We start from the raw sequence: 12,797 nt of genomic DNA, 5'->3' as shown, positions 1-12,797 counted from the left end.
GTCGGGTCCTGCCGAGCACATGCCTAGCCGTGCAGCCTCCGCAGCGCGCGGTACGCGGCGAGTGTCAGGAGGGCCGCGAGGCCCAACAGGATTGCGGTTTCCACCAGTTGGAGCGGCAGGAAGTCGGCTTCGGAGTGGTAGTCGAAGTACTGGGTGACACCGCCCCGGTCGGCCACGCACCGGTCGAAGGCCGAGGTCCAGGCGTCCGGGTTCGACTCGCGCTTCCCGTCCCCCGCCGACACCGCATAGCAGGCTTCGGTGTCGACCCGGACCCCCGCGGCCGTCTGCCAGCCCCCGCCGTGCCCCCACAGCTCGGGCTGGTAACCCTCGGCGGTCTCCGCCGCACCGTCCCCCAGCCGGGTCCGCGTCGGCCACAGCCCTTCGCGCAGCCACTGCATCACCAGCATCACGGCCCCGACCGCGCCCACCGTCACCACGGCGGAGACCAGCGTCCGCCGTACCAGCAGCCCGATCAGGGCGCCTGCGGCCAGTCCCAGCAGGGCGTACCCCAGGGCTACCGGCCCCAGGGACTGGTAGACCGTGGTGTTGTGCCAGAAGAACTTGGCGTAGGGCCGGTCCGCACCGGTGAACGCCCCCCGCATCAGCCCGAAGGCCAGCATCAGCAGCGGCAGCGCCACCACCGTCCCCGCCAGGACGACCGCCAGCGTCGCCGTCAGCCACCGGGCCGGTGACACGGACTGCGTCCAGGCGATCTTGTACGTCCCGGACTCCAGCTCCCGCGCGATCATCGGCCCCGCGACGAACGCGCCGATGGCCAACGGGAGCAGAGTGAGGGAGGCGCCGACGAGAGTGGTGAGCTGGCCCAGCAGCGCCGGGCCCCGGAAGATCCCGTCGAGTGTGCCCCCCGAAACCTCCCGCCATCCCCGCAGCCCCCCGGCCACGGCGACTGTCAGCACCACCACCACTGCGGACGTCCACAACGCCTTTCGGTGCTGCGTCACTTGCACCCGGCCCAGTCGTCGCAGCAGGCGGCCCGCCGGGTCACCCGACCGGGCTCCCTGCTGCTCCTTCGGTGCCGTCGGCGCGCTCACGCCCCGCTCCCGTACCGCTTCCCCAGTACCCGGAACGCCACCGTCACCGTGATCGCCACGAGCACCAACAGCAGTCCGCTCTCGATGAGTTGCAGCGGCCAGAAGTGCGACTCTGGGTGTACGTCGGTGAAGTGCTGGACGCCGCCGAGCTTGGTCATGCAGCCCTCCGGCGTGTCGCCGACCCCGGTCGGGCCGTAGCAGGTGGACCAGAGGATCCGTTCGCCGGAGGCGGTCAGCATGCCGTCCTCGATGATCTGAATGCCGGGACTGGGAAGACCGGTGGCCAGCTGCTCCTTGGACAGGACGGTTTCCACCGGCCACAGCAGGTCCCGCAGTACGCCGGCGAACAGCATCTGCGTCGCCAGCACGGCGAGCCCCGCCGTCACCATCGCCGGAACCGTCCGGCGCACCAGCAGCCCCACCAGCGTGCCCACGCCGATACCCAGCGCGCACTGCACGACCGCGACCGGGCCGAGCATCTCGTACGCGGTGTCGTACCAGGTCAGGCTGAACAGAGAGGTCTCCGAAAGGCCGCTCCTGGCCACCCGGAACAGCACCACCAGCACGGCCGACCCGCTGAGCACCACCGCCGTCACCACCGCCAGCTTGGCGGCCAGCCAGCGGGCCGGGGAGACGGACTGCGTCCACAGCCAGGTGTACGTCCCCGACTCCAGCTCCCGTGCGACCAGCGGCCCCGCCACGAAGGCCCCGACCAGGACAGGGAGCAGCGTGAGGGGGGTGGTGGCCTGCTTGAGGAGCGCGGTCATGGCGCCCTCGGACTGCGACGCGAGATCGGTCTTCGGTTCGGCGATGCCCGAGACGATCAGGAAGGCGGTGACGGCGAGTGCCGCGAGGAGCACGACGATCGCGAACGCCTTGATGGCTGCGCGGTGCTGACGCATCGTCACCCAGCGAGGTCCGTGCAAAGTGAGTGCGCTCATGCGGCAGCCCCCGCCTTCCGGTCGATGTGGGCCAGCGCGCGCGGCTCCGCACTGGGCGCCAGCAGTGCGGGCGCTTCCGGCGAGCGCATGTGCGCGAGCAGCAGTTCCTCCAGGGTCGGTTCGACGGACTCCCAACTCCCCCCGATCTCACCGTCCTTCCTGACCAGGGCGGTCATCTGGCGCCCCGTCACCCGGGATTCGACGACCGTGGTGTTCGGATCCAGCTCCGCCACCGGCCCGCTCAGCAGCGCGTGCGCCCCCAGCAGCTCCTCCGTCTCGCCCCCGAGCCGTACCCGGCCGCCCTCCATCAGGAAGAGGTAGTCGCAGGCACCCTCCAGTTCGGCCAGGATGTGCGACGAGATCACCACGGTGGTCCCACTCTCCCCCGCCTCCGCCAGCAGGTTCCCCATCAGCTGGTGCCGGGCGAGCGGGTCCAGATCGGCCATCGGCTCGTCCAGGAGCAGTAGCTCGGGCTGCTTGCCGAGCGCCAGCGCCAGGGCCACCCGGGTGCGCTGGCCGCCGGACAACTCCCTCACCTTCAGCCCGAGTTCCAGCCCGCCGTCCCCCACGATCCGCTCGGCCCGCGCGTCGTCCCACCGCTGCGGATTCAGCTCGCGTCCCATCCGCAGCGTCTCCGCGATGGTGAACTGCCCGTACAGCGGCTTCTCCTGCGCCAGGAACGACACCCGGTCGCGCATCTCGCCCGGGGCCTTCCCCAGTACCCGTACGACACCCTCGCTCGGCCGCAGCAGCCCCGCCAACTGCGCCAACAGCGTTGACTTTCCTGCTCCGTTGGGGCCGACCAGTGCGCAGATGTGTCCCTGGGGCAGCCGGAACGAACAGTCCCGTACGGCCCACTTCCCCAGCCGCCCGTACCTCTTGCCGAGGCCGGCCGCCTCTATTGCGGCAGTCGCCGTCATCCCTGCTCCCCTTCAGCGTTTCCAGCGGTGTCTTCGGTGAAGATCCCGTCCAGTACGGAGGTGAAGAGCGCGGCCACGTCGTCCCGGTCCATCCCGGCCGCCGCAGCCCGCTTCCCCCACTCCTTCAATTCCTCGCGCAGCGCCGAATCGGCGGGCTGCACGGCCCCCAGGGACCGGGTCACGAACGTCCCCATCCCGCGCCTGGCCTCCACCAGGCCCTCCCGTTCCAGCTCGCGGTACGCCTTGAGCACGGTGTTCGGGTTGATCGCCGTGGCCTCCACCACCGCGCGGGCGGTGGGGAGCTGGTCTCCCGGCTCCAGCAGGCCGAGCCGCAGCGCGTGCTTGGTCTGCTGGACGATCTGGAGGTAGGTGGCGACGCCGTTGCGCCGGTCGATGCGGTACTCGACCATCGCGCTCACCCCCCTTTCACTAATCAAGTAGTGAAAGGGTGATGCAAAGAAGGGGCCAGTGTCAACCGGCCCCTCCGTGGTGCGGTGCTATGTCATGACTCGGTGCGATACATCAGGTCCGTCTCGTACGTAGTGAAACCGAGCCGCTCGTACACGGTCACCGCCGCCACGTTGTCCGCGTCCACATACAGCGACGCGGTCGGCAGCCCCTGGGCCGCGAGGTGGCGCAGGCCCGTCGCGGTGAGCGCCTTGCCCAGCCCGCCTCCCTGCGCGTCCGGCGCGATCCCGACGACGTACACCTCGCCCAGCTGCTCCTCCTGGTGCACCTTCGTCCAGTGGAAGCCGAGAATCGTCCCGTCCGCCTCCCGCTCGGCGAGGAAGAACCCCGCCGGGTCGAACCAGTCCTCACCCATCCGGTCGTCCAGGTCGCGCTGGGTCAGTGCCCCCTGCTCGGGGTGGTGCGCGAAGGCGGCGGCGTTCACGGCCAGCCACGCCGCGTCGTCCTTCCCGGGCTCGAAGGTCCGCACCCGGACGCCCGCCGGGTAGCTGGGCTCCTTGATGTCCAGCGTCTCTACCGGCCCCAAAGGCCGCCGCAGCTGCCGCAGTTCACGGAACAGACTCAGCCCGAGCACCTGCGCCAGATGCCGCGCCGCCGACTTCCCGCCGTGCGCCCACACCCGCAGCCGCCGCCCCGAAGCGGTCAGCAGCGCGTCCCCGAGCGCCCGCCCGTACCCCTTGCCCCGCCGCTCCGGATCCACCACCAGCTCGGCGGCCGGCGCCTCCACCGGATCGGTGTCCTCCAGTTGCGCGTACCCGACGAGCACCCCGCCGTCGTCGTACGCCAGCAGATGCGAGACCCCCTGCCGGTGCCCGCCCTTGATCGCGAGCCGCCCCTGCTCGGAGACGGCCTGCGCGCCGTCGGCCTGCGCGGCCGCGCTGAGGAGGGCGAGTACGTCGGCGACCTGGCGCTCGTCGAGTGCGTCGAGGGTACGGACCTGGGGTGTGCCGGGGGCGGCGGCTGCGTCATTCGTCATGGGGTCGAGCGTACGGCTGCGCGGGTGCCGGGAGCGGGGCGCGGTCGCAGGCGCGCACCTGCGACGCGGCCTTGGTCATGCCGTGCTTGAGCCGTCGTCCCACCGGCTTCTCCACCAGGAGGTGCACCAGCCAGGAGGCCGTCAGCAGGGTCAGGACGGCCAGCGTCAGAACGGCGTACGGCGTGAGGTGGGGTTCCAGGAGCCGGATGATCCGGCGGCCGATGTTCTGGTGCAGCAGATAGAGCGGATACGTCAGTGCCCCGGCGTACGGCAGCCAGCGCCACTGGATCCAGGTCAGCCGGCCCGTGGCGACCAGCGTCATCGCGCCGAAACCCCCGGCGAGGATCACCGCGACCGGCCAGAACGGGACCGCCTGACCGGTGAAGTCCGGTGTGTTCGCCCAGGCGTCGTGGAGCCCCGGCAGACAGGCGCAGAAGCACACCACGACCAGCCCCACCAGCAGCAGGTTCGGCCCGAAGCGGTGGATCAGGTAGAAGGCGATGCCCGCGATGAAGTACCAGCTGTGCTCGGGCATCACCAGCATGCGGGCGGGACCGGCATCGGCGGGGGCGAGCAGCATGCTCGCCACCACCCACACCCAGCAGAACCCCAGCACCCGCCGGTACGTCAGCCCCCACCAGGCCAGCGCCGCGAAGAGGACGTAGAAGCGCAGCTCGGCGAAGAGCGACCAGTAGACGCCGTCGATGTGCTGCGCGCCGAGAGGTTGCTGAAGCATCGTCACATTGGCGAACACGTCCGACCACGGCGGAAGCGCCCGCCGCCCCGTGGTCAGCAGGAGCACCGTGGCGGTGACGGCCATCGCGCACCAGTACGCGGGGAAGAGCCGCACCACCCTGGAGGTGAAGAAGTCGCCGAGTGACCGGCCCCAGCAGCTCAGGCAGATGACGAACCCACTGATCAGAAAGAAGAGCTGAACACCGAGCCAGCCGTACGCGGTCAACGCCGAAAGGTACGGGAACAGCTCTCCGGGCTCTGCCGCCCAGGCCCCGTCCCGATTGACGAAGTGGTACATGACCACCATGAGCGCGGCCGTCAGACGCAGCCCGTCGAGGGCGAGTACCCGCGCGGGGCGGCCGTTGCGGGGCGAGCTGACCGGAAGGGACGGTGCGGACGGTCTGCTGGGGGCGAGAGGTTCGAGCAGCGGACTCAAGGTCTCGGATTTACTCACGGCCTGCCCTTTCTGTCCGATTTCATTCCGTTCATGTATAGAACGGAAAACCCTCTCCTCCCTGGATTGAGCGCGGGGGCCGCGGTTCTGCCCTGTGCAGGTGTGTGGGCGTGTGGGTGTGCGGGGTGTGGAGGGGGCGGCGCAGGGGGCTGCCGGCGCTTCCACGCACGCACGCGCACACCCGCGAAGAGGTGGGGTGGGTGGGTAGGTTCCACCGTCCCCTTCCGCGTAAAAACGTCTCGGGCCCCGGTCTCAAGTGATCTCCCCCAACGGAAACCACCTCGTAACCCGTCACCCCCTGTTGCGCTACGCGCGTCGACCTTAGGCTGCCGAACGCAGCCCTCACCCTTCACGCTGAACTCATTAGGGGACAGATGTCAGCGAACTCTCGTCCGAACCGCGCGGCGCGGCGCGTACTCCTCGCCGCCGCCGGACTCACCACCGTTGGCGCGCTCGTCGCCGCGATGCCGGCCGCCGCGCACGGCGGCAGCGGGAACGGCCACGGGAACGGTGGTCCCGGCTCCGGCAACGGCCGGACCGTCGACGTGCAACTCCTCTCCCTCAACGACCTGCACGGCAACCTGGAGCCCCCGGCCGGTTCCTCGGGCAAGGTCGGCACGGTCGACGCGGGCGGCGTCGAGCACCTGGCGACGAGCCTGCGCAAGGCTCGCGCCGGCAAGGAGTACTCGGTCACGGCCGCCGCGGGCGACATGATCGGCGGAAGCCCCATGCTCTCCGGGCTCTTCCACGACGAGCCCACCGTCGAAGCCCTGAACAAGATGAAGCTCGACGTGACGTCCGTCGGCAACCACGAGTTCGACGAGGGCTCGGCGGAACTCCTGCGCATCCAGAACGGCGGCTGCCACCCCACCGAGGGCTGCTACGAGAAGGACTGGAAGGGCAAGCCCAAGAAGTTCCAGGGCGCCGACTTCCCGTACCTCTCGGCGAACGTCACCAAGGAGCGGTCCGGCAGGACGCTCCTGAAGCCGTACACCGTCTGGAAGAAGAACGGTGTCAAGATCGGCTTCATCGGCGTCACGCTCGAAAACACCCCGGGCATCGTCACCGCCGCAGGCGTCAAGGGACTCAAGTTCCACGACGAGATCGAGACGGTCAACAAGTACGCCAAGGAGCTCGACCGGCAGGGCGTGAAGTCCATCGTCGCGCTCATCCACGAGGGCGGCGCACCCGCCTCCTCCACGTACGACTACAACTGCGACAGCCCCGGCCCCGGCGACGGCGTCTCGGGTCCGATCAAGGACATCGCCAAGGGCATCAGCCCCAAGGTCGACGCGCTGGTCACCGGCCACACCCACCAGAGTTACGTCTGCAACATCCCCGACCCGGCGGGCAACCCCCGCCTGGTGACGTCGGCCGCCTCCTTCGGCAAGGTCTACACGGAGACGACGCTCACCTACGACCGCCGTACCAAGGACATCGTCCGCACGGCGGCCAAGTCGCCGAGCTCGCGCAACCACATCGTCACCCGTGACCAGCCCGAGGCCAAGAAGCTGGGCAAGGACATGAGGTCGCTGATCGAGCGCTGGAACGTCCTCGCCGCCCCGATCGCCAACCGCCCCCAGGGCTTCATCTCCGCCGACATCAACGGCCGTGGCTCGACGGAGCTGGAGAAGCCCCTCGGCAGTCTCATCGCCGACGCCCAGCAGCAGGGCCTGTCCGCCGCCGACAAGGGCGGCGCGCAGCTCGCGCTCATGAACCCGGGCGGCATCCGCTCGGACCTCGTCTTCAAGGCGTCGGGCGCGGAAGGGGACGGCGTGGTCACCTACGGCGAGGCCTTCACCGTGCAGCCCTTCACCAACCTGATGAACGTCGTCGACCTCACCGGCGCCGACCTCATCGCGGCCCTCAAGCAGCAGGTCAGCGGCGGCAACGAGGCCTCCCCGAAGATCCTCCAGATCTCCAAGGGCCTCACCTACACCCTCGACCTGACCAAGACCGGCGCCGACCGCATCGACGCCGCCACCATCAAGCTCAACGGTGAGGCCATCGACCCGGCCAAGACCTACCGCGTCGCGATGAACGAGTTCCTGGCAGGCGGCGGCGACAACTTCCCCGCCCTCGCTCTCGGCAAGAACAAGCTCAACGCGGCCTCCGACCTGGATGTCTTCAACGCCTACCTGGCCGCGAACTCCACCGCCGACAAGCCGATCACACCGCCGGCGGCGGGGCGGATCAACATCGTCAAGTAGGTCTATCAGCAGGTCAGTTGGGGCGGCACACCTACCGGTGTGCCGCCCCTTCGGTGTCTAGCGGGCCCCGAGCGTGAGGGTGTCACCGGTGAATCGCTCCCTCAGGCGGCGGTCGTGGGAGGCGATGACCAGGGTGCCGGGGTACGTCGCCAGGGCGGCTTCCAGCTCCTCCACCAGGGCGGGGGAGTAGTGGTTGGTCGGTTCGTCGAGGAGGAGGAGGTCGACGGGGGCGGCGATCAGGGCGCCGAGGGCGAGCTTGCGGCGTTGGCCGACGGAGAGGGCGGAGAGCGGGCGGTTGGCGTCGTGCCTGCTCAAGAGCCCGTGGTCCAGGAGGAGTTCGACGCGCTGCTCGCCGAGGGCTGTGCGGGCGGTGCGGTTGTCGCCGGGTGGGGTGTCCTGGCGCAGGTGGCCGACGCGGGCGGGGCGCACGACGGTGCCGGAGTCGGGGGCGAGGCGGCCTGCGAGTACGTCCAACAAGGTTGATTTTCCCGCCCCGTTGGGGCCGGTGAGGAGCAGTCGCGCTCCGGGCTCCAGGGCTACCGTGCCGGGCAGGTGCAGCCGTCCCGCCACCCGTACGTCCGTTAGCTCGACGGCACCGTCCGTGCCGCCTTCGATCCGACCGGTGAACCGCAAAGGCTCCGGGGGCGGGGGGACGGGGTGGGTGGTGAGGCGGTGGAGCTGTTCGTGGGCGTTGCGGATGCGGCTCATCGCGCCGTGGGTGCGGGAGCGGGCGCGGAAGGCGCCGGCGCCGCTGAAGCCGCGGGCGCCCTTGCGGGGGATGGCGGCGAGTGCGCCGCCGTTGCTCTCGGCGAGGGCGCTGTGGCGGGCCAACTCCGCTTTCCACTCCTCGTGTTCGCGTGCCCAGCGGGCCCGCGCCGCGGCCTTCGCGGCGAGGAAGCCGGGGTAGCCGTCGCCGTAGCGGTGGACGGTGTGGGTGTCGCCGTCCACTTCGAGGATGGTCGAGGTGACCCGTTCCAGGAAGGCGCGGTCGTGGGTGACGGTGACGACGGTGCCGCGGTGAGCGCGCAGCCGGTTCTCCAGCCAGCGGACGGCGGTGTCGTCGAGGTCGTTGGTGGGCTCGTCCAGGAGGAGGAGTTCGGCGCCTGAGGAGAGTGCGGCGGCGAGGGCGAGGCGTGAGCGCTGCCCGCCGGAGAGGGTACCCAGGGGACGGGTGCGGTCCAGGGCTGCCGCTTCGCCCAGGTCGCGGAGGGTGACGTCGACGAGGCGGTCTGCGTCGGCGCCGCCGCGCGCGTCGTACGCGGTGAGCAGGGCGTCGTACGCACCGAGGGTCGACTCGGTGAGGGTCGCCTCGGCGGCGGCGATACGTCGCTCCAGCTCGCGGAGATCGGCGAGGGCGAGGTCGATCGCGTCGCCGACGGTGGCGGTGGGCGGCAGGTCGAGGGTCTGCGCGAGGTGGGCGGTGCCGCCGGGAGCGGTGACGGTGAGGGCGCCGTTGTCGGGGTGCTCCTGGCCGGCCAGCAGGCGCAGGAGCGTGGACTTGCCGGAGCCGTTGTCGCCGACGACGCCGACCTTCTCGCCGGGGCGGACGGTGAAGGAGGCGCGGTCCAGGACGAGTTGGTCGACGTAGCGCTTGGTGAGGTCGACGGCGGCGAGTTGGGAGGCGGGGGTGGCGGGGGTGGCGGTGGTGGTGGGCGCTGCTGGGAACAAGTGGGGGCCTTTCGTAGGGGACATTGACTGGCGAGACGTAACGTCTCGCTTTGAGGAAGGTAGCGCGCGGGGCGCGGTTTCGCAAGACGATGCGTCTCGTTGGTTTTGCCCTGGGCCCCGGGTGAGCTCCGGGTGAGCTCCGGGTGAGCTCCGAATGAGTTCCGGTGGAGTCCCAACAGCGCTGTTAGCGTGGCGAGTTCATCGACGGGGCAGGGGAGTGGGGTTCGGATGGCGGCGGGCAGCTTTCGTATAGGTGGGGATCTGGAAGTGGGGCGGATCGGGTTCGGGGCGATGCGGTTGCCCACGGAACCGGAGGGGGACCGGAAGGGGGCGGTGGGGGTCCTGCGGCGGGCCGTCGAGCTGGGCGTCACGCTGATCGACACCGCGCACCTGTACGGGGCGGGGGCGAACGAGGAGCTGGTCGCCGAGGCGCTGCATCCGTATCCGGAGGGTGTGGTCGTGACGACCAAGGTGGGGGTGGTGCGGTCGTCGCCGGGCGCGGAGTGGCGGTACGAGGCGACGCCGGCGTCGCTGCGGAAGCAGGTGGAGGAGGGGCTGCGGCGGCTGCGCGTCGAGCGGATCGAGCTGCTTCAGCTGCACCGGATCGACCCGGACACGCCGCTCGCGGATCAGCTCGGGGCGCTGGGGGAGCTGCGGGACGAGGGGAAGATCGGGCGGATCGGACTCTCGGAGGTGACGGCCGCAGAGCTGGCGGAGGCGCGCGGGATCGTCGACATCGCGAGTGTGCAGAACCAGTACAACGTGCTGGACCGGGGGCACGAGCCGGTGCTTGAGGCGTGCGAGGCGGCGGGCATCGCGTTCCTGCCGTGGCGGCCTGTGGCCTGGGGGAAGGCGGGGGAGCGGGAGGAGATCGCGGCGGTGGCCGGGGAGTTGGGGGTGACTGCCACGCAGGTGGCGCTGGCTTGGCTGCTGGCGCGGTCGCCGGTGGTGGTGCCGATTCCGGGGACGGCGAGTCTGGGGCATCTGGAGGAGAACGTGGGGACGGGGGGTGTGCGGTTGAGTGCGGGGCAGCGGAGGAGGCTGGATGGGCTGGCGGGGGCGTAGGGGGCCGTTGTGCGGGTGAGGCCGGGGGGGGTGGGGGGCAGGCGGGCTGACGGGGTTGGGCGTGGTGAGGGGTTAGGGCACCTCGGCCGGGGGTGGGGTGGGGGCGCCCGGGAGGCGGACCACTGCCTCTGTGCCGGGGCCGCCGTCGGCCGGGGCGCGCAGTGCGATCTCGCCGCCTGCCTCGCGGATGGTGCGGGCGACGATGGAGAGGCCGAGGCCGGAGCCGGGGAGGGCGCGGGCGGATTCGGAGCGCCAGAAGCGTTCGAAGACGTGCGGGAGGTCGGCGGGCGGGATGCCGGGGCCGTGGTCGCGGATGGTCAGCTCGCCCAGGTGGAGGCGGACTTGGACGGTGGAGCGCGGGGGGCTGAACTTGACGGCGTTGTCGAGGATGTTGACCAGGGCGCGTTCGAGGGCGGCGGGCTCGACGCGGACGTACCAGGGGGCCAGGGACGTCTCGAAGGTGAGCTCGGGGCCGCGCAGGCGGGCGCGGTCCAGGGCGATGCGGGTGAGGTCGTGCCAGGAGGTGACCTGGGGGAGGGCGTGGCCGGCGGCGGGCTCCGGGCGGGCGAGTTCCTGCAAGTCACCGATGAGGGAGGCCAGTTCGGACATCTGGGCCTTGACGGAGGTGAGGAGTGCCTTGCGGTCGGCAGGGGGGATCGGGCGGCCGGTCTCGTCGCTGCGGGCGAGGAGTTCGATGTTGGTGCGCAGCGAGGTGAGGGGGGTGCGGAGTTCGTGGCCCGCGTCGGCGATGAGCTGGGACTGGAGGTCGCGGGAGGAGGCGAGGGCGGCGGTCATCGCGTTGAAGGAGGCGGAGAGGCGGGCGATCTCGTCCTCGCCCTCGACCGGGATGCGTACCGTCAAGTCCTCGGTGAGCGCGATGTGTTCGACGGCGTCGGTGAGCCGGTCGACCGGTTTGAGGCCGGTACGGGCGATCCACAGCCCGGCCGCGCCCGCGCCGAGAACACCCAGTCCGGCGACGGCGAGCAGCACCAGGGCGAGGCGGTTCAGGGAGTTGTCGGTCTCGCTCAGGGGGCGGGAGAGGGAGTACGTCAGTCCGGTGGCCCGGTCGCGCTGGGTGTACACGCGGACCGGCTGGCCCTGGCTGTCGGTGCCGTCGTGCAGGGCTTCCGAGGAGAGGTGCAGGGCCACCTGTACGTCGGAGCGCACCACGTTCACCGGAGTGGAGCCCCGGGCCACGCAGCGACTGCCGTCCACCTGGACGATCTGGAGGTACGCGGTGCCCGGCAGCGCGTTGCGGTCCGGCGGTGGGCCGGTGGGCAGGCACTCCTCGTAGGTGCTCTGCAGGAGGTAGGCGGGGGCGCTGATGTTGCGCAACGAGTTGTCCAGCTCGCCCCGCAACTGCTCCCGCGTCAGCAGCCAGCACGCCGCCGCCACCGCAGCCACCGCCACCGCGACGGCCGTCGCCACCAGCAGGGCGAGTCGCGAGCGGATCGGCAGGGCACGCAAACGCCGTCCGAACGAGGTCACCCGGCGCTCCCCGTGCCACCGTCCCCGCGCAGGACGTACCCCACACCCCGCACCGTGTGCACCAGCCTGGGCTCGCCGCCCGCCTCCGTCTTGCGGCGCAGGTACATCACATACACATCGAGGGAGTTGGACGACGGCTCGAAGTCGAAGCCCCAGACCGACTTCAGGATCTGCTCGCGGGTGAGGACCTGACGGGGGTGCGCGAGGAACATCTCCAGGAGGGTGAACTCGGTGCGGGTCAGCTCGACCTGGCGCCCGCCCCGGGTGACCTCGCGGGTGACCATGTCCATCCGGAGGTCGTCGAAGGTGAGTACGTCGCCGGGCGCGGCGGGCAGTCCGGCCTGGGCGGCGTACGAGCTGCGGCGGAGCAACGCCCGTACCCGCGCGAAGAGTTCGTCCAGTTCGAAGGGCTTGACGAGGTAGTCGTCCGCGCCCGCGTCGAGGCCGGAGACGCGGTCGCCGACCGTGTCGCGGGCGGTCAGCATCAGGATCGGGGTGGTGTCCCCCGAGTGGCGCAGCCGCCGGGCGGCGGTCAGCCCGTCCATGCGCGGCATCTGGATGTCCAGGACGATCAGGTCCGGGGCGTACGTCGCCGCTTTGGTCAGCGCCTCGATGCCGTCGGCGGCGCTCTCCGTGCCGTACCCCTCGAAGGCCAGGCTGCGCTGGAGCGCCTCCCGTACCGCCGGTTCGTCGTCGACGATGAGGATGCGCTCGGTGGCGTGGGCCCTGTCCTCGGGGGGAGGAGTGGCGGAGGTCGCGGGGGTCATCGGGCTTCCTGGTGTTCTCCGGCGGGGGCGTTGCGGTCCCGCCCAGCTTTGCA

11 protein-coding genes are annotated in these 12,797 nt (G+C 70.9%); 2 read left to right on the top strand and 9 right to left on the bottom strand.

The genetic code is table 11. The annotated features are described in order from the left end of the window. Positions 1–23: 23 nt before the first annotated feature. From ACIA73_RS27715 to ACIA73_RS27690, 6 genes are all read right to left on the bottom strand, one after another. Positions 24–1,052: an ABC transporter permease gene (locus tag ACIA73_RS27715; RefSeq protein WP_399441463.1), complete on the bottom strand. Its 1,029-nt coding sequence runs from the start codon at positions 1,050–1,052 to the stop codon at positions 24–26. Next, positions 1,049–1,993 carry an ABC transporter permease gene (locus ACIA73_RS27710; protein ID WP_399441462.1) on the bottom strand — a complete coding sequence of 315 codons (945 nt, stop codon included), beginning with the start codon at positions 1,991–1,993 and terminating at the stop codon, positions 1,049–1,051. Before ACIA73_RS27710 ends, ACIA73_RS27715 begins: the two co-directional genes overlap by 4 nt. Next, complete coding sequence (locus ACIA73_RS27705) at positions 1,990–2,913, bottom strand: ABC transporter ATP-binding protein (protein ID WP_399441461.1); 924 nt, start codon at positions 2,911–2,913, stop codon at positions 1,990–1,992. The genes ACIA73_RS27710 and ACIA73_RS27705 overlap by 4 nt, the downstream gene beginning before the upstream one ends. Further along, positions 2,910–3,323, bottom strand: coding sequence for a GntR family transcriptional regulator (locus ACIA73_RS27700; RefSeq protein WP_399441509.1), 414 nt, complete (start codon positions 3,321–3,323; stop codon positions 2,910–2,912). The genes ACIA73_RS27705 and ACIA73_RS27700 overlap by 4 nt, the downstream gene beginning before the upstream one ends. 92 nt (positions 3,324–3,415) lie before the next feature. After that, entirely contained in the window at positions 3,416–4,357 is a 942-nt protein-coding gene (mshD, locus tag ACIA73_RS27695; RefSeq protein WP_399441460.1) for a mycothiol synthase, read from the bottom strand. Beyond that, a complete protein-coding gene (locus ACIA73_RS27690; RefSeq protein WP_399441458.1) occupies positions 4,347–5,546 on the bottom strand; it encodes an acyltransferase family protein in 1,200 nt (399 codons plus the stop codon). Before ACIA73_RS27690 ends, mshD begins: the two co-directional genes overlap by 11 nt. 374 nt (positions 5,547–5,920) lie before the next feature. Between ACIA73_RS27690 and ACIA73_RS27685 the strand changes: the two genes are divergently transcribed. Continuing rightward, positions 5,921–7,756 carry a bifunctional metallophosphatase/5'-nucleotidase gene (locus ACIA73_RS27685; protein ID WP_399441457.1) on the top strand — a complete coding sequence of 612 codons (1,836 nt, stop codon included), beginning with the start codon at positions 5,921–5,923 and terminating at the stop codon, positions 7,754–7,756. Between the two features lie 57 nt (positions 7,757–7,813). Here the strand turns inward: ACIA73_RS27685 and ACIA73_RS27680 are convergent, their stop codons facing one another. After that, on the bottom strand, positions 7,814–9,448 hold the full coding sequence (locus ACIA73_RS27680; protein WP_399441456.1) for an ABC-F family ATP-binding cassette domain-containing protein: 1,635 nt from the start codon (positions 9,446–9,448) through the stop codon (positions 7,814–7,816). 204 nt (positions 9,449–9,652) lie between these two features. Between ACIA73_RS27680 and ACIA73_RS27675 the strand changes: the two genes are divergently transcribed. Further along, a complete protein-coding gene (locus ACIA73_RS27675) occupies positions 9,653–10,489 on the top strand; it encodes an aldo/keto reductase (RefSeq protein WP_399441455.1) in 837 nt (278 codons plus the stop codon). 72 nt (positions 10,490–10,561) lie between these two features. On the opposite strand, the gene ACIA73_RS27670 is transcribed toward ACIA73_RS27675, so the two are convergent. Together ACIA73_RS27670 and ACIA73_RS27665 are read right to left on the bottom strand one after the other, a co-directional pair. Beyond that, positions 10,562–11,977 carry an ATP-binding protein gene (locus ACIA73_RS27670; RefSeq protein WP_399441454.1) on the bottom strand — a complete coding sequence of 472 codons (1,416 nt, stop codon included), beginning with the start codon at positions 11,975–11,977 and terminating at the stop codon, positions 10,562–10,564. Continuing rightward, positions 11,974–12,744: a response regulator transcription factor gene (locus ACIA73_RS27665; RefSeq protein ID WP_399441453.1), complete on the bottom strand. Its 771-nt coding sequence runs from the start codon at positions 12,742–12,744 to the stop codon at positions 11,974–11,976. Before ACIA73_RS27665 ends, ACIA73_RS27670 begins: the two co-directional genes overlap by 4 nt. Positions 12,745–12,797 lie beyond the last annotated feature (53 nt).

The sequence above is a fragment of the Streptomyces sp. NPDC051561 genome, assembly GCF_044454195.1.
Classification (GTDB): Bacteria; Actinomycetota; Actinomycetes; order Streptomycetales; family Streptomycetaceae; genus Streptomyces.
This window is presented reverse-complemented; position numbering and strand designations above follow the sequence as displayed.

Excerpts from the sequence above, each read along its gene's own strand:
- ACIA73_RS27665 (WP_399441453.1), bottom strand. The coding sequence starts at position 12,744 with ATGACCCCCGCGACCTCCGCCACTCCTCCCCCCGAGGACAGGGCCCAC.
- mshD (WP_399441460.1), bottom strand. The coding sequence starts at position 4,357 with ATGACGAATGACGCAGCCGCCGCCCCCGGCACACCCCAGGTCCGTACC.
- ACIA73_RS27700 (WP_399441509.1), bottom strand. The coding sequence starts at position 3,323 with ATGGTCGAGTACCGCATCGACCGGCGCAACGGCGTCGCCACCTACCTC.
- ACIA73_RS27705 (WP_399441461.1), bottom strand. The coding sequence starts at position 2,913 with ATGACGGCGACTGCCGCAATAGAGGCGGCCGGCCTCGGCAAGAGGTAC.
- ACIA73_RS27675 (WP_399441455.1), top strand. The coding sequence starts at position 9,653 with ATGGCGGCGGGCAGCTTTCGTATAGGTGGGGATCTGGAAGTGGGGCGG.
- ACIA73_RS27710 (WP_399441462.1), bottom strand. The coding sequence starts at position 1,993 with ATGAGCGCACTCACTTTGCACGGACCTCGCTGGGTGACGATGCGTCAG.
- ACIA73_RS27685 (WP_399441457.1), top strand. The coding sequence starts at position 5,921 with ATGTCAGCGAACTCTCGTCCGAACCGCGCGGCGCGGCGCGTACTCCTC.
- ACIA73_RS27680 (WP_399441456.1), bottom strand. The coding sequence starts at position 9,448 with ATGTCCCCTACGAAAGGCCCCCACTTGTTCCCAGCAGCGCCCACCACC.